Consider the following 16,285-nt stretch of genomic DNA (forward strand, 5'->3'; position numbering starts at 1 on the left):
GGATGGGACGAACCATTGAGCACTGCTTCTTTCATGTGGGAGAATTTGATCTTGAAAAACCGGACGAGGTGTTCCTCCGCTTGATGCAGCAAGCGCAAGCAGACGATTTGGGCCTCGTATTGATCGAAAATAGGGAGCGATTTCCGTTATCACATCAAGCCCAGATCCCGCAAATGGATGTGTACTTTGTGCAGGAACATCAACAGGAAGCGTTTGGCTCTCAGGAGATACAGATTGGGGTGGATGACGACATTCCCAAAAACGGCTGTGTATATTTCGGTTTTTAGTTGAAATCTGTCGGAAACTGTGTCACAATAGAAAAAACTTCCTGAAAAGGATATGACGACTATGGATGCGGTTTCTTACTACCTGAATCATATTCTTACGCCACGACTGCGGGGCTATGGGGTAACTGAGCAGTTTTTGCTGTATACGGTCAGTACGATCCATACCCAAATGACTTCTCTTCTGCGTCATTGGAATGACCGGGCGTTTCGAAACACAGTGCTCCTCCTTGGCATGGAGGAGGGAAGTTTTTATGAGCCGCCAGCCAAAATAGAGGTCCGCTGTTTTGTGGTCGTTGCCATCAGGAACAGTCCAATAGAAACGATCCAGAGCGATACTTATCCAGAAGCAGGGCTGAGCCAGATTCTCAACAGTAAGGACGTCAAGGAGATCACCTCTGAGGCGATTCGGTATTTCAGCAAGCAGGATTTTGCTGAACTGTGCAGTGAGGCAAAACTCAGCACAAAACGAGATCTATACCTGAAACTTGCGGAGGAACATCCCGTTGCATGGGCGTCTTTACAGTGTTTGGCTGGAGTGCGTGGGAAAACAGCTGATTATCCCCCGGTCCAAGTCAAGGCACCTTATTATTTGGACGGGATCGATGACGGCGCTGAAGGAACAGCGGAACCTGGTAAACTGGTTGTAGGTGTGTATGACGGGTATTCTCCTGAGATTGAGCCGCCTCTGGTGGAGTATCTAAAAATGCTTTCGGCTGATTCCAATGGAGTCCTGATCGTAGATTCTTTCAAGTCTGTTACCCGAAATGTTACGAAACTCATGGGAATTCTGGAATTTCTTTTGACCCGGAATCTGCTCTTTGTTTCCACAAATTATTATCTGGAAAACGGCCATGTAGAACGCCGTATGAAACTGTTGCGGGCCGGCCATAGCACAAGCGATGTGAAGCGAAATATAGCGAACACTGCCAGCCTTGCCTACAGGCATAAACTGATATTAAACCGATATACCCCTAAACATGAGTGAGCATAGTGATTTTAGCCCGTACCGATGATCGGTACGGGCTCCTTTTTGCGCTCAGGCGCAAGTTAACAAACACTGGCGCATAGAATCCACCGAGGAGGTGTGTCATGAAAGAAAAGACTCTTTCTGTTTCCTGCACGTATTCTGAAGCCGGGCCGTTGGTAGTGGATTTGATCCGGGAATCCTTTCACTTTTTTCTGAAAAAAGAGCTGGTTGCCCTGGATATTCGCCCGCAGATGTAGTATGGTTGTGGCGATGAATGGCCGCTTATCTCAGGAGGTATCACATGTACTTAGAGATAAGCAATCCCATGGATTACCATGCGGCTTTATACATCAGACTATCAAAGGAGGATGAGAGCGAGGGGCCATCCCAGAGCGTCCAGAACCAGGAATCCCTGCTGCGGGAGTTTGTACAGCAGCACCGGCTGAGCGTCTATGACACCTACGTGGACGACGGCTGGAGCGGCACCAACTTCGACCGGCCGGCCTTCCAACGGATGATTGCGGACATCGAGGCGAAGAAAGTCAACATGGTCATCACCAAGGACCTCTCCCGACTGGGCCGGGACTACATCCTGACCGGCCACTACATGGAGCGGTACTTCCCGGAGCACCGGGTGCGGTACATCTCCCTGCTGGACGGCATCGACACCGGGGTAGACTCCACCGCCAACGACATCACACCCTTCCGTGCCATCATGAACGACATGTATGCCAAGGATATCTCCAAGAAGATCAAATCGGTCAAGCGGGATAAGCAGCGGAAGGGGCAGTTTATCGGCGGTAAGCCGGTGTATGGCTATAAGATGCACCCAACGGAGAAAAACAAGATCGTCATTGATGAGGAAGTGGCCCCTGTCGTGCGGCGAATCTTCGCCCTGGCCCTCTCTGGTATGAGCTGCCGGAATATCGCCACCCTCCTCAACCAGGAGGGAGTACCTACCCCGGCAACCTACGCTAATCTCCCAGTGGCGAGACCCGGCCCCTACACCGGACTGTGGAGCAGTGAACGGATCTCCGACATGCTCCAAAATGAGACCTACATCGGCAACATGGTGCAGGGGCGCAGCGTGAAGATCAGCTATAAATCCAAGAAGTGCCTGAAGCAAGACCCGGCCAACTGGGTGGTGGTGGAGGGTACCCACGAGCCACTGGTGGATGCGGAGACCTTTCAGAAGGTGCGGATGCTGGTGAACAGCCGCAGGCACACCCGGAGCCGGACCTATGACTTCCTGCTGAAGGGGCTGATCTTCTGCCACGAGTGCGGCTACCCTCTGGCGGTCCTCAACCGGAAAAACGCCAGGGGTGAGGATGTGCTGTACTTTGTCTGCCGCACCTATCAGCGGTTCACCAAGGCCGGGGTCTGCACCTGCCATTCCATCAAGGAAAAAACGGTGACCGATGCGGTGATTGCCAAAGTACGGGAAGTCTGTCAGGTCTACCTGAATCCAGATGATCTGCTGCCAGCGGCTCAGGAAGCCGTGGAGAATGCCAGAAAGCAGAGCAGCCTGGAGACGGAGCTCCAAGCACTCCAATCCAAGATCGACAGCCTCACCGCCAACCTGGACCGGATGTACACCGACCGGCTCATCGGGCTGCTGCCCGAGGCGGACTTCCAGCGCATCTTCGGCCGGATCAAGCTGGAGCGGGAGCGGCTGGAGGAGAAACAGCAGGAACTGGAGTTGCGTCAAAAAAGCCCCGTCCGCAGCGAGGACAGAGCCAGGGAACTGGTACAGCGGTTCATCGAAACTGCCGGGGAGAGTCGGGAACTGCTGGTCAGCCTCATTGAACGGGTGGAGCTGACCGAGGAAAAAGAGATCATTATAAAATTCCGCTTCCACGAACTGGAGGCAATTTCTTAAAGGGCATCGTTTACAATAGGCGCGGCGCTATGTATCCCGCATTGAAAAGCGGGCGCTGGCAAAATTGGAAGAGGCGATGGAGGACTGGCGGCCGGACTGAGAGGGGGAGAAAACGCAGGAAAACCTGCAAAAGAAAGACGGAGACAGGGAAAAATCGTTAAAGTAATAACAATTTTGAGGGAAAATGAATCTTTTTGGTCAAAATAGAAAAGAGCTGAAAAAATTTCTTGCATTATACATGCAATTAGACTATAATGAGTGTGCAAGCAAAATTCCCCAGAAAATCATTTTTTGAATTGGAGGAATCACTATGCTGAAAAAGAAACTTGCTCTTGTCCTGGCCATGGCGATGGCGGCTAGTTTGGCGCTGTCCGGCTGTGGCAACCCCCATGCGTCGAGTTCCGGCTCCGGCTCCGGTTCTGAAAGCGGATCTGGCGGAACAAGCGCAGCGGCCCCGAGTGGCGGCTCGGGTGAAACGGCTGTTTTGGCCACCGGCGGCTCCACCGGTACTTACTACGGCGTGGGTTCTGGTATGTGTACTGTACTGAATCCCATTATCGGTGATGTGCTGAACATGACCGCCACCTCCACTGGCGCCTCCAAGGAGAACGTCCAGGGCATTACCGATGACAAGTATCAGCTGGCTATTCTTCAGTCCGACGTGCTGACCTATGCCCACAACGGCGAGGACATGTTCGAGGAGCCTGAGACGGATGCCCTTTGGGTGGCCGGCCTGTACAATGAGACGGTTCAGATCACCGCCCGCGGCGGCATTACCGACGTGTCCGAGCTGGCCGGCAAGACCGTCTGTGTGGGCGACCGGGGCTCCGGTACCGAGTTCAATGCCCGTCAGGTTCTGGAAGCCTACGGCATGACCTATGACGACATCAATGTTACTTACGGCTCCTTCGGCGACGCCTCCGAGCAGCTGAAGAACGGCCAGATCGACGCGGCCTTCACCGTGGCCGGCGCCCCCACCGTGGCCATCACCGAGCTGGCCACCAGCGGCATGGACTTCTCCATGGTCTCTCTGACCCAGGAGGCCGTGGATTACCTCACGGAGAATTACCACTTCCTGGTTCAGGAGAACCTGCCCGCCGGAACCTATGAGGGTGTGGACTATGAAGTGACCTGCGTGGCCGTCCAGGCCGTTCTGGTCGCCTCCACCGACCTGAGCGAGGACGCGGTGTATGAGCTTACCAAGGCCCTGTTTGAGAACAAGGATGAGCTGATTGTCGGCCATCCCAAGTTCGAGCTGCTGACCGACTATGACGCCACCAAGGGTATTTCCGTCCCCGTCCATCCCGGAGCCCTGAAATACTATGTGGAGGCCGGCGTGCTGGATGAGGAGGGCAACCTGCTCATCGACGCCCCCACCACCGCTTAATATTCGGGAAAGCGTCTGAACCTTGCATCGCAAACGAATTTTGGGGGCCGCTGCAATAATAGCTGCTATTATTGCAGCGGCCCTTTTCATTGGGACACGGGGAGGATGGTACCTCACGGTGCGGGACGAGCACAGTGGGGAGCTCTATGCCAGTTACCGGGTACAGCCGGGGGAGCAGGTGGGCCTGGGGTTTATCCACTCTGTAAACCTGTACCCGCTGCTGGATGTGTTTCAGGTGGGGGAGGACGGCGTTCTATATGCGGAGACCACCATCTACTATCAGTTCGGCGCGGGCGTCCAGACAGAATTGAACCCGGGAGAGACGTTCCGGGTGGGCGAGGACGGCGCGCTGATTGTAGACAATATCCATCAGCCCTTTCCGGAGCTGAGCTCTTCGGCGGGGGGATTTTCTGACCGCACCCTGCTGCTGGGAGAGGTGAGTCAGGACTACCCGCAGATCAAAGATTTGATCGGCGTGTACACCGGACAACTGGAGACCCAGGTGGGAAATACCAGGGTCATCAGTCTCAGCGAGCTGTGCGGAAAAGATTCCATCATCACTTTGTCCTGTGAGTACCGGTCTTTTTAAATGTGTGACAAAAAGGAGGAGAGCGATTGTGGAAGAAAAAGAAAAACGGACGGTAGAAGATTCTTCCCCTATCGACGTAGACGTAGGAACTGCGGCCGATGTGGAAGCGGTCATGAAAAAGTATGACCGGGAGTCCAACACAAAGATCTGGGAGGGGCTGCCCAAGCAGGTCATCCGCTACGCCATGGCGCTGTTTATGATCTTCATGGTGTACGTGAGCATGTTCTCCAGCATGGACGGCAGCGTCCGCCGCTGCTGGTTCCTGGGACTGATCCTGGTGTTCGTTTACATCATGTACCCCATCAAGAAGGGCGCGGTCACCCGGGTCAACTATATGCCCTGGTACGACATTGTGCTGGCGGTGCTGTCCATTGGCACCTTCGGCTATCAGATCTATTTCCTGGACGACCTGATCTACAAAGGAAGCCGCCTGGATACCATTGATATCATCATCGGTACGCTGGCGATTCTGCTGCTCATTGAGGCCTGCCGCCGGGTGGTGGGCATCCCGATTATCGTGGTGGTGGTGGCCTTTATGGCCTATGCCCTGCTGGGTTCGGGAATGGAATTCAAGGATCTGATCTACACCCTGTTCTACACCACTCAGGGCATTCTGGGTACCCCCATCCAGGTGTGCTCCACCTACATCTTCCTGTTCGTCCTGTTCGGCGCCTTCCTGGAGGCCACCGGCATTGCGGCCTTCTTCATTGACCTGGCCAATGCCATCGCCGGTTCGGCTACCGGCGGCCCGGCCAAGGTGGCTGTCATCTCCTCCGCCCTGTGCGGCATGGTGTCCGGCTCCTCCGTGGGCAACACCGTGACCACCGGCTCGGTGACCATCCCCCTGATGAAGAAAACCGGCTATCCGCCCCAGTTTGCCGGCGCGGTGGAGGCGGCGGCCTCTACCGGCGGTCAGATCATGCCCCCCATTATGGGCGCGGCGGCCTTTCTGATGGCTGAGATGACCGGCGAGTCCTACAACACCATTATCATCCGGGCAATCCTGCCTGCGTTCCTGTATTTTGCCGGTATCTTCATCATGGTGCACTTCAAGGCCAAGTCCATGGGGCTGAAGGGCCTGAAGCGGTCTGAGCTGCCGAAATTCCGGGACATCTGGCCCAAGTTCTACCTGCTGCTCCCCCTGGTGGTGCTGGTGTATACCGTCATGCAGACCGGCTCCTTTACCATGGCCTACTGTGCGGTGGTCTCCTCCCTGGTGGCCATCGTGGCCAGCATGATGGACCGGGAGAAGAGCGTGGGACGCAAGCTGCTGATGCTGATTCCCGGCATTCCCCTGCTGATTTACGCCTTCGGCATGCCCAATCTGACGGCGATCTTCCCCAACGCCACTTCCCAGGAGCTGTATGCCTACCGGGATCTGATGACCACCTGGTTCCTGCCCATCTTCTTCGTGCTGTTCATTATCTTTACCCTGATCAGCGAGCCCAACCGGAAGAATGTGCAGACCTACGTCACCGCTCTGGAGGGCGGCACCAAGAGCTGCCTGTCCGTGGGCGTGGCCTGCGGCATGGCGGGCATTGTGGCCGGCGTGGTAACCTCCACCGGTCTGGGCCAGATTATCATCAACGCCATTGTGGCAGTGGCGGGCGACCAGCTGATCATCGCGCTGGTGCTGACTATGCTGTGCTGTATTGTTCTGGGCATGGGCGTGCCTACCACGGCGAACTACGTGATCATGGCCACCACCTGCGCCCCAATCCTGATCCAGATGGGCGTGCCCCTGATGGCGGCTCACTTCTTCGTGTTCTACTTCGGTATCGTGGCTGACATTACGCCTCCTGTGGCTCTGGCCGCCTATGCCGGCTCCGCCATTGCCAAGGCTGACCCCATGAAGACCGGCCTGAACGCCACCCGTCTGGCCATCGCCGCCTTCATCGTCCCCTACATCTTCGTGTTCAGCCCCATCATGCTGTTCATCGGCGAGTATACCGCCTTTGACGTGGTGCGGATCACCATCACCTCCTTCTGCGGCATGTTCCTGCTGGGCGCAGGCCTCATCGGCTTCATGCTCCGCAAGCTGAACATGGTGCTGCGGCTGGTGTGCATCGCCGCCGGCCTGTGCATGATCGACCCCGGCGCCTTCACCGATATGATCGGCGCGGTGATCCTGGTCGTCATGATTGTCTATCAGGTGATGCTCAACAAAAAGGAGGCCGTACGGCCCGCCTGACAGCGGAACGGCCTGCCCAAACTTTTCAGACAGAACTGCGGCTCCTCCCATCGGGAGGAGCCGCTCTTTTTTTCTGCCGCGCATTGCCTTATAGGGGAAAATAAGCTATAATGAAACCAATTCCCGGCTTGTGATTCTGGACGGGAGAAAATCCATACAAGGAGGTCCCAGACTATGCATACGCTGCTGGAACTGCTGGAACAAGACTGTACTCAACCTACCGCACAGCTGGCCGCACAGGCAGGCATGACCGAGGCAGAGGTAGAGAAGGAGCGAGCACGCCTGGAGGAGGATGGCGCCATTTTGGGCTATCAGGCGATCATCGACTGGGACCGGGTGAAGCGGGAGAATGTCACTGCCCTCATCGAGGTGAAGGTGGTCCCCCAGAGCATCGACGGCTTTGACCGCATCGCCGAGCGGATCTACCAGTACGAGGAAGTGGAGAGCATGTATCTGATGAGCGGGTCCTTCGACCTGACCGTCATCATCTCCGGGCGCACCCTGCGGGAGGTGGCCCAGTTCGTGGGCGAGCGCCTGGCCACCATCGAGGGGGTCACCGGCACCGCCACCCACTTCATTTTGAAGAAATATAAAGAGAAGCATCTGGTGTTCCGACGTCCGGAGCCCCAAGAAAGGGAGTTTGTATTTTCATGAATTATGACCAGATTTTGAATCAGAAGATCCAGGGCATCAAGCCCTCCGGCATCCGGAAATATTTTGATATTTTGGAGGAGATGACCGACGCCATCACCCTGGGCATCGGCGAGCCCGACTTTGTCACCCCCTGGCACATCCGGGACGCGGGCATCTACTCCCTGGAGCGGGGCCACACCAAGTACACCTCCAACGCCGGACTGCTCCAGCTTCGTCGGGAAATTTCCGCCTACTTGGAGCGGCGTTTTGATCTGCACTACGATTATAAGTCCCAGATTATTGTGACTGTGGGGGGAAGCGAGGCCATTGATCTGGCGCTTCGTTGCCTGCTTGCCCCAGGGGAGGAGGTCATTATCCCCACCCCCTCCTTCGTGTGCTATGGGCCTTTGACCGAGATGGCGGGGGGAGTGCCCGTCTATGTGGAGACCAAGGAGGAAAATCAGTTCCGCCTCACCCCCGAGGAGTTGAAGGCGGCCATCACCCCCAAGACCAAGGCGCTGGTGCTGCCCTTCCCCTGTAATCCCACCGGCGGCATCATGGAGCGGAAGGACCTGGAGGCCCTGGTGCCCGTTTTGAAGGACACCAACATCATGATCCTCTCTGACGAGATCTACGCCGAGCTCACCTACGGCCAGAAGCACGTGTCCCCGGCCAACTTGCCGGAACTCTACGACCGTACCATTGTGGTCAACGGCTTCTCCAAGAGCCACGCCATGACCGGCTGGCGCATGGGCTATTTGTGTGGTCCCGCGCCCCTGATCCAGCAAATGCTCAAGCTCCATCAGTTCGGCATCATGTCCGCCCCAACCACCAGCCAGTACGCCGCCATTGAGGCCATGCGCAACGGGGACGGGGACATTGAGCACATGCGGGAGGAGTACGACAGCCGCCGCCGGTATCTGGTGGAGAACCTGAACCGCATCGGCCTGACCTGCTTCGAGCCCAAGGGGGCCTTCTATGTGTTCCCCTGCATCCGTTCCAGCGGCCTGACCTCGGAGGAGTTTTGTGAGCGATTCCTGATGGAAGAGCGGGTAGCCGTTATCCCCGGAAACGCCTTTGGCCCCGGTGGAGAGGGGTTTGTGCGGGCCTGCTATGCGGTCTCCATGAAGGACATCGCCGAGGCGGTGAGCCGCATGGACAACTTCCTTCAGAACCTGAAGGGCAAAGAAAATTAAGAATTAAGAGTTAAGAATTAAGAATGATCCGATGAATACCGCAGGCAGCAGTGGGGGAGACCCCTTGAATATAGAGTCCTGGATGGACTTGTTTTTAAAAGAATTACAAAACGTATTTAAAAACCGGCTGGTTTTCGTGGGGCTCCAGGGCAGCCGGGGCCGGGGAGAGGGCCGGCCGGACAGCGACATCGACGTAGTGGTGGTGCTGGACCGGCTGACCCCCGCCGACCTGGATGTGTATGAGGGGCTGCTGAAGCGGCTTTCCCACCGGGAGCTGGTGTGCGGTTTTGTGTCCGGAAGAGAGGAGCTGGCCGCCTGGGAGCGGTCCGAGCTGTTCCAGTTTGCCCGGGACACCCGCCCCTGGCTGGGCTCTCTGGATGAGATTCTCCCGCCGGTGGAGCGGAGGGACATTCAAAAAGCGGTCCACGCCGGGGCCTGCGGCATCTACCACGCCGCCGTCCACAACCGGCTCCATGACAAGAGCGTCCCCATGCTGGGGGAGCTCTATAAGCAGGCGGGCTTTCTTCTCCAGGCCAAGCACTTCCTGGAGACCGGGGAGGACCTGACCCGCTCCCGGGAGCTCCTGCCCCGCCTGGGGGAAGAGGACCGGGCCGTCCTGGAGGGGCGGGAGCGGGCCGCCGCCCTGTCCGCACCGGAGACACCGGAGTTTCGCGTCCTGTGCGAGACGCTGATCTCCTGGTCCTCCCGGCTCATCCGGGAATATGGGGCGGAAATCTGAAAACAGCGGTTATCTCTGTGCCTCCGCCCCGCAGGGGGCGGAGGCCGGCTCAAACTGTGACGCGATTTTGCGACAGGAGGAATAGAAACGATGTACATTACCTGTTTGGACATGGAGGGCGTGCTGGTCCCGGAAATCTGGATCGCCTTCGCCGAGGCCAGCGGCATTCCGGAGCTGCGCCGCACCACCCGGGATGAGCCCGACTACGACAAGCTCATGCGGTGGCGGCTGGGCATCCTGAAGGAGCACGGCCTGGGTCTGAAGGAAATTCAGGCCACCATCGCCAAAATCGACCCCCTGCCCGGGGCCAAGGAGTTCCTGGACGAGCTGCGCTCCTTCACCCAGGTCATCATTCTCAGCGACACCTTCGAGGAGTTCGCCATGCCCCTGATGAAGAAGCTGGACTACCCCACTATCTTCTGCAACTCCCTGGAGGTGGCCCCCAGCGGGGAGATCACCGGCTTTCAGATGCGCTGTGAGCAGTCCAAGCTCACCACCGTGAAGGCCCTGCAGTCCATCGGCTACGACACCATCGCCGCCGGGGACAGCTACAACGACCTGGGCATGATCCAGGCCAGCAAGGCGGGCTTCCTGTTCAAGAGCACCCCGCAGATCAAGGCCGACCACCCGGAGCTGCCCGCCTATGAGGAGTTCGGCGACCTGCTCCGCGCCATCAAGGGGGCTATGGACTAATTCTGCGGACCAATCCAGAGAGGAGAGAGACCGATGCTGCTGTTTCTGGGCGGAACACTCGGATTTTCTGTGCTGATCTATGTCGTCCTGGTTCTGTTGGGCGATATGGGTGTGGTTTTTGGCGGGATTCTCTGCGCGGGCGCGCTTTTCGCGGCGTTGTTCTGTGTCACCCTGCGGCTGATCCGAATTGAGGAAAAGCTGAACGCCCTGACCTCCAAGACGGAAAAGCCGGAATCGGACCGCGCTTCCAATCACATTGAGGAGTGACCCCACAGAGCAGAAGCAAAGATAGGCTTTGCGAGAGGAGTGTGCTCTATGAAGACCGTGGCAGTCATTTTTGGATTTATTGTCCTCGTCTACCTGGTGGCCTGGCTAAGCAGCCTTGACCTGTTGACCCTCATCGGGGTCCTGCTCCTGATTGCTGCGGCGGCTGTGGGGCTGGGAGTGCTGGTGGTCCATTGCCGAGAAGTCCAAAAACAGCGGGACCGGATGGAGGAAAAGCTGGACGGCATAATCTCCCAGATGGAGGAGTGGGAGCGGCTCAAAAAGTAACCTTTCCCACAGCGTGACGTCCAGGGGGGGCCGCACCTGCAAAGTAGGCGGAAATCTGCCCCCTCATCCGCCTCACATTCGCTCGGCACCTTCCCCCCAAGGGGAAGGCTTTCGGGCGGCTGATAGCCGCCCCTACGACATTTTGTGAGCAACCGGAACGGCGCGTCCAGGAGGCCGCGCCCTACGAAAGTAGAAACCTATCTGGGGCGGGAGGGGCAAGCCCCTCCCCTACGAATCGCAAGAGAACCCTCCGTGTCTGGGTAGGGGAGCCCCTTGGGGCTCCCGCCGGGGGCAAGCCAAGAGGTTACCCTCATCCGCCCCCTTGGAGGGGGAAGGCTTGCGGGCGACCGCAAGGGTCGCCCCTACGGCGTATTCTGCACCGGTACCGTTGGCTCGGCAGAGCCAGGCGCAGTCGTGGAATCGCATAGGCCCTGAATTTTTGCAAAGCCAGGGCCCCAGTGGGCCCGGAAGGAATCGCAAGCGACCACTCAGATTTTGCGCGCCGGAAATCCAGCAGCATCAAACAGGAGTGTGTCCCCCGTAATGGGGTCCGGGGAAAGCGGCCTATGGGCCTAGGCGGAGCGAAGCGGAGCCGTAGCCCATCGGGCGCGTCCCCGGGGGCGTTTTGCCTTCTTTTTCGCCATGGAAAAAGAAGGTCGCCGCCCGCAGGCGGCGAAATCCCCTGTGCCCCCCGAGACGGCGCGCCGGGTCGTCGCGCCCTACGGAGTAAACGGAAACCGGGCCGGCGGCGAAATCCCCCGCGAAAAGAACCACCCAGCGGCCCGATGAGGGCATCGGGCCCTACAGAAGTGCGAAAGACGAAGATGTCGGCGAAACTCCCCCTGCATCAAGAGACCAATTAAAGTGAGTGACCATTGATGAACGATTTATTTGAAACCCTCCCCTTCCGCCCGGCGGACATCCTTCTGCCCAAGGACTGCGAGTACTCCAAGTGGAGCGTGGTGGCCTGCGACCAGTACACCTCCCAGCCGGAGTACTGGCAGCGGGTGGAGGAGTACGTGGGCCGTGCCCCCTCCACCCTGCGGCTGATCCTGCCGGAGAGCTGTCTGGAGGGCCCCAATGTGGAGACCGACATCATGGAGATCAACAACACCATGAGCCGGTATCTGCGGGAGGGGCGGTTTGTGGAGCACCCCGGCGCCCTGTTCTACGTGGAGCGCACCCTGGACAACGGCAAGGTGCGCCGTGGGCTGATGGGCATGGTGGACCTGGAGCAGTACGACTATGAGCCGGGCTCCTCCGCCCCCATCCGGGCCACCGAGGGGACGGTGCTCTCCCGCATCCCGCCCCGGGTGGCGGTGCGGAAAAACGCCCCGGTGGAGCTGCCCCATGTGATGCTCCTGGTGGACGACCCGGACCAGACGGTGATCGAGCCCCTGGCGGACCAGACGGGCTCCATGCAGGTGCTGTACGACTTTGACCTGATGGAGCGCGGCGGCCATATCAAGGGCTGGGAGCTGACGGAGGACCAGCAGGCCCAGGTGGCCCGCGCCCTGTCCGCCCTGGCCGACCCGGCCAAGTTCAACGCCCGCTACGGCACCAAGGACGAGGCGGTGATGCTCTTTGCCGTGGGGGACGGCAACCACTCCCTGGCTACCGCCAAGGAGTGCTATGAGCGGCAGAAGCGGCTCACCCCCCCGGAGCACTGGGCTACCCTGCCCGCCCGGTACGCCCTGGTGGAGCTGGACAACCTCCACGACGCCTCCCTGGAGTTCGAGCCCATCCACCGCTTGGTGTTCGGGGCGAAGCCGGAGGAACTGCTGGAGGCTCTGACGGAGTATTATCCGGGGGCTAAGAGGGGCGATGGGGCCGGCCACAAGCTGACCTATGTGTACGGGGAGACTCAGGGCGTAATCTCCGTCCCCGACCCGGCGGCCCAGCTGCCGGTGGGCACCCTCCAGAACTTCCTGGACTGGTACCTGGCCCGGCACAAGGGGGTGCGGGTGGACTACATCCACGGGGAGGACGTGGTGCGGAAGCTCTCCGCCCAGCCGGACACGGTGGGATTCCTGCTGCCCGCCATGGGCAAGGAGGAGCTCTTCCCCACGGTCATCCGGGACGGGGTGCTCCCCCGCAAGACCTTCTCCATGGGGGAGGCCCACGACAAGCGCTTTTATCTGGAGGCCCGGAAAATCCGGGACTGACCGAAATGAAATCCCCGGCAGGGAGGTGACGGTGTGGAAATACAGGCCTTTGCCAAATTGAATCTGACCCTGGACATTCTGGGCAAGCGGGAGGACGGCTACCACGATCTGCGGATGGTGATGCAGTCCATCACCCTGGCGGATACCCTCACTCTGGAGGAGAACCAGGGGGAGGGGCTGCGGGTGAGCGCCAACCTGCGCTTTCTCCCCACCGGGGAGAAGAACCTGGCCGCCGCCGCCGCCCTCCGGTTCTGGGAGGCCCTGGGCCGGGAGCAGGAGGACCTGGACATCCGCATTGAGAAGCGCATCCCGGTGTGCGCCGGGATGGCCGGGGGGAGCAGCGACGCCGCCGCTGTCCTCCGGGCCCTGAACCAGCGGGCGGGGGCCCCCTTCTCCCCCAAAGAGCTGGCCCGGCTGGGGGAGCGGGTGGGCTCCGACGTGCCCTACTGCGTGCTGGGGGGCACCGCCCTGGCCGAGGGGAGGGGAGAGGTGCTCACCCCGCTGGCCCCCCTGCCCCGGTGCTGGGTGGTGGCCTGCAAGCCCGACTTCCCTATCTCCACCCCGGAGCTGTTCGCCCAGGCCGACCGGGTGAAGCTCCGCCGCCGGCCGGACACCGCCGGACTGGTGGCCGCCCTGGAGGCGGGAGACCTGGGGGGCGTGGCCCGGCGGATGTACAACGTCTTTGAGGACGTACTCCCCGCCCGCCTCTACACCCGGGTGGCCGAGATTAAAAACATCCTGATCCAGTGCGGGGCCCTGGGGGCCAACATGAGCGGCAGCGGCCCTACCGCTTTCGGCCTGTTCGACCGCCTGGAGGCGGCTCAGGAGGCCCGGGCCTGCCTGGCCCAGCGCTACCGGGACACTTTTTTGTGCGAGACGGTTTAAAATGCGAAAACACCGGCTATTCTATGGGTACCGATACATAGCGGATGCCAATAGAATGGACGGTGTTTTTTATGCCTTTGGATCGCAGCTTAAAGCGGTGGGAGATCGCCCTGATGGCGGGGGTGCTGTGCGCCCTCCTGTGCGGCTTCTGGCTGGGGGAGGAGCAGACCCAGCTGGCCGACCGGGTGATTCGCTTCCACGTGATTGCCAACTCGGACAGCCCGGAGGACCAGGCCCTGAAGCTCCAGGTGCGGGACGCGGTGCTCTCGGCCACGCAGGAGTTTTATCCCCAGGAGGCCACCCTGGAGGAGGCCAGGGATGCCCTGTCCGATCACCTGGGGGAGCTGGCCCGGACGGGGCAGGAGACGGTGAAGGCGGCCGGGTACGACTACCCGGTGACTGCCTCCCTGGAGAAGTGCTGGTTCCCCACCAAGGAGTACGACGGCTTCGCCCTCCCCGCCGGGGAGTACACCGCCCTGCGGGTGGTCATCGGCGCGGGGGAGGGGCAGAACTGGTGGTGCGTGGCCTTCCCGCCCCTGTGCCTGGGGGCGGCCTCCGACACAGTGGAGGACGCCGCCGCCGCGGGGTACTTCTCCCAGGACCAGGCCGCCCTCATCACCGAGGAGGACCAGGGCTATGTGCTGAAATTCAAATCCATGGAGCTGCTGGGGCAGCTGCAGGGGTTCCTGCTCTCATGACAGAGAAACGCCGCCCACATGGGCGGCGTTTCTGTTTCTGTGGTCCTGACGTAGGCAGGAGGCGGCTAAAAAAGTGTGGCTTGGGTTGTAAGATTTTGGCGCAAAAGTTGTGTATATCAGTGAACGGGGAAATTTGAAAGCGAGGTGGAAGCGCGTGGATGACGGGAAAATCGTACAGCTATATTGGGATCGGGATGAGCAGGCCATTTCCGCTACGTCGGACAAATATGGAGCCTACTGCGCCTCGATTGCCAGAAACATACTGGGCAATGCAGAAGATGCCGAAGAATGCGTCAACGATACATATATGAGCGCGTGGAACTCCATGCCGCCCCACAGGCCCAGCGTTCTGTCTGCATTCCTGGGAAAAATCACGAGGAACCTGTCCTTCAACCGATATAAATGCAATACCGCAGACAAGCGGGGCGGTGGGGAGGCTCCGGCCGTCCTGGAAGAAATCGCGGAGCTTGTATCGAATACAGACAGTGTGGAACAGGAAATAGACCGCAGGGAGTTGATAAAGGCGATAGACGCATTTTTGGAACAGCTTCCTGCGGATAAGAGAAGCATTTTTGTCTGCCGGTACTGGTACTTTGACCGTATTGCCCATATTGCATCCCGGTTTGGAATGACAGAAAACCATGTGTCGGTGGTTTTGAGCCGCCTTCGCGCCAAACTGCACCGCTACCTGTTAGAGAGGGGATTTGAGCTGTGAGAAAAGAAGTGTTTTGTGAAATCCTCGGCGATATAGACGAGACCTATGTGAAAGAGGCCGGAGTGGGCCGCAGAGCTAAAAAGTCCGGCTGGATGAGGTGGGGGGCGGCCGCCGCTTGCCTCTGCCTGCTGCTGCCGCTTACCGCATTTGCCATTGATACGGTTCAGTACCATGCGGCGGCGGACTATCTCAACTCCTTGGGGATTCCGGTGGAAGAACTAAGGGATTACTCCCGGTCAGAAGTGAAGGAAGCGGCAAAGACCATTGACGCGGGGGAGAGCAGTCCTCTGACGGAGGAGATTCTTGCCCTGCGGACGGAACACCAGGAACCGGCGGAGACACCGGCGCAGGTAACCTCCGACCAGATCAAAAAACTGACCCCGGTCATGACACGGGCCGAGGTTCTCTCCCTTCTGGGGGATACGCAGGATATTGGCTCCGGCATCTACGTATATGTCTATGAAGTGGACCAGCAATATTTGCTGCGCATCCCATTCGCAGGGGATGATGCGCAGCTAGGTGTCACAGGGGAGGAGCTATTACAGGCGCTGATCCCCATTTCTGGAGACGGAAGCTGATGGGGACAGGAAAATCTTGAAGCAAAGGAAAAACGCCGCCCGTATGGGCGGCGTCAGTCTGTCAAAGAACTCCTGTTTTCAAGAGATGAAAACAGGGATTTTGTAAGAAAAAGGGAAAAGAAAAGTGAAGG

At 58.9% G+C, this 16,285-nt stretch carries 18 protein-coding genes; all 18 read left to right on the top strand.

Going from position 1 to position 16,285, the window contains the following annotated elements:
- The first annotated feature begins 2 nt into the window (after positions 1–2).
- The 18 genes from H6B31_RS11295 to H6B31_RS11375 all read left to right on the top strand — a co-directional run bounded on the left by H6B31_RS11295 (position 3) and on the right by H6B31_RS11375 (position 16,154).
- A complete protein-coding gene (locus H6B31_RS11295) occupies positions 3–287 on the top strand; it encodes a hypothetical protein (protein WP_204898607.1) in 285 nt (94 codons plus the stop codon).
- Between the two features lie 52 nt (positions 288–339).
- On the top strand, positions 340–1,272 hold the full coding sequence (locus tag H6B31_RS11300; RefSeq protein ID WP_204898608.1) for a hypothetical protein: 933 nt from the start codon (positions 340–342) through the stop codon (positions 1,270–1,272).
- Between the two features lie 104 nt (positions 1,273–1,376).
- Positions 1,377–1,511, top strand: a complete 135-nt coding sequence (locus tag H6B31_RS17550) for a hypothetical protein (protein WP_275960425.1) — start codon at positions 1,377–1,379, stop codon at positions 1,509–1,511.
- 44 nt (positions 1,512–1,555) lie between these two features.
- Positions 1,556–3,133, top strand: a complete 1,578-nt coding sequence (locus tag H6B31_RS11305) for a recombinase family protein (RefSeq protein WP_204898609.1) — start codon at positions 1,556–1,558, stop codon at positions 3,131–3,133.
- 310 nt (positions 3,134–3,443) lie between these two features.
- Positions 3,444–4,520: a TAXI family TRAP transporter solute-binding subunit gene (locus H6B31_RS11310; RefSeq protein WP_204898610.1), complete on the top strand. Its 1,077-nt coding sequence runs from the start codon at positions 3,444–3,446 to the stop codon at positions 4,518–4,520.
- A 118-nt stretch (positions 4,521–4,638) separates the two neighbouring features.
- The gene (locus H6B31_RS11315; RefSeq protein WP_204898611.1) at positions 4,639–5,109 is read left to right on the top strand and encodes a DUF1850 domain-containing protein; all 471 of its coding nucleotides are present in this window, start codon (positions 4,639–4,641) and stop codon (positions 5,107–5,109) included.
- A gap of 28 nt (positions 5,110–5,137) precedes the next feature.
- A complete protein-coding gene (locus tag H6B31_RS11320) occupies positions 5,138–7,300 on the top strand; it encodes a TRAP transporter fused permease subunit (protein ID WP_204898612.1) in 2,163 nt (720 codons plus the stop codon).
- A gap of 174 nt (positions 7,301–7,474) precedes the next feature.
- The gene (locus H6B31_RS11325; protein WP_087291036.1) at positions 7,475–7,954 is read left to right on the top strand and encodes an Lrp/AsnC family transcriptional regulator; all 480 of its coding nucleotides are present in this window, start codon (positions 7,475–7,477) and stop codon (positions 7,952–7,954) included.
- Positions 7,951–9,129: an aminotransferase class I/II-fold pyridoxal phosphate-dependent enzyme gene (locus tag H6B31_RS11330; protein ID WP_204898613.1), complete on the top strand. Its 1,179-nt coding sequence runs from the start codon at positions 7,951–7,953 to the stop codon at positions 9,127–9,129. Before H6B31_RS11325 ends, H6B31_RS11330 begins: the two co-directional genes overlap by 4 nt.
- An 82-nt stretch (positions 9,130–9,211) precedes the next feature.
- The gene (locus H6B31_RS11335; RefSeq protein WP_204898614.1) at positions 9,212–9,868 is read left to right on the top strand and encodes a nucleotidyltransferase domain-containing protein; all 657 of its coding nucleotides are present in this window, start codon (positions 9,212–9,214) and stop codon (positions 9,866–9,868) included.
- Positions 9,869–9,958: 90 nt separating this feature from the next.
- Positions 9,959–10,561, top strand: coding sequence for a bifunctional phosphoserine phosphatase/homoserine phosphotransferase ThrH (gene thrH, locus H6B31_RS11340; protein ID WP_204898615.1), 603 nt, complete (start codon positions 9,959–9,961; stop codon positions 10,559–10,561).
- Positions 10,562–10,594: 33 nt separating this feature from the next.
- Positions 10,595–10,828 carry a hypothetical protein gene (locus H6B31_RS11345; protein WP_204898616.1) on the top strand — a complete coding sequence of 78 codons (234 nt, stop codon included), beginning with the start codon at positions 10,595–10,597 and terminating at the stop codon, positions 10,826–10,828.
- A gap of 48 nt (positions 10,829–10,876) precedes the next feature.
- Entirely contained in the window at positions 10,877–11,113 is a 237-nt protein-coding gene (locus tag H6B31_RS11350; protein ID WP_204898617.1) for a hypothetical protein, read from the top strand.
- 878 nt (positions 11,114–11,991) lie between these two features.
- Positions 11,992–13,278, top strand: coding sequence for a DUF1015 domain-containing protein (locus H6B31_RS11355; RefSeq protein ID WP_204898618.1), 1,287 nt, complete (start codon positions 11,992–11,994; stop codon positions 13,276–13,278).
- A gap of 33 nt (positions 13,279–13,311) precedes the next feature.
- A complete protein-coding gene (gene ispE / locus H6B31_RS11360) occupies positions 13,312–14,163 on the top strand; it encodes a 4-(cytidine 5'-diphospho)-2-C-methyl-D-erythritol kinase (RefSeq protein WP_204898619.1) in 852 nt (283 codons plus the stop codon).
- 71 nt (positions 14,164–14,234) lie between these two features.
- Positions 14,235–14,861 carry a stage II sporulation protein R gene (gene spoIIR / locus H6B31_RS11365; protein ID WP_204898620.1) on the top strand — a complete coding sequence of 209 codons (627 nt, stop codon included), beginning with the start codon at positions 14,235–14,237 and terminating at the stop codon, positions 14,859–14,861.
- A gap of 154 nt (positions 14,862–15,015) precedes the next feature.
- The gene (locus tag H6B31_RS11370) at positions 15,016–15,576 is read left to right on the top strand and encodes a sigma-70 family RNA polymerase sigma factor (RefSeq protein ID WP_204898621.1); all 561 of its coding nucleotides are present in this window, start codon (positions 15,016–15,018) and stop codon (positions 15,574–15,576) included.
- Positions 15,573–16,154, top strand: a complete 582-nt coding sequence (locus tag H6B31_RS11375) for a hypothetical protein (RefSeq protein WP_204898622.1) — start codon at positions 15,573–15,575, stop codon at positions 16,152–16,154. Before H6B31_RS11370 ends, H6B31_RS11375 begins: the two co-directional genes overlap by 4 nt.
- The last annotated feature ends 131 nt before the right edge of the window (positions 16,155–16,285 follow it).

Source organism: Pseudoflavonifractor capillosus (assembly GCF_016899775.1).
Taxonomy (GTDB): Bacteria; Bacillota; Clostridia; order Oscillospirales; family Oscillospiraceae; genus Lawsonibacter.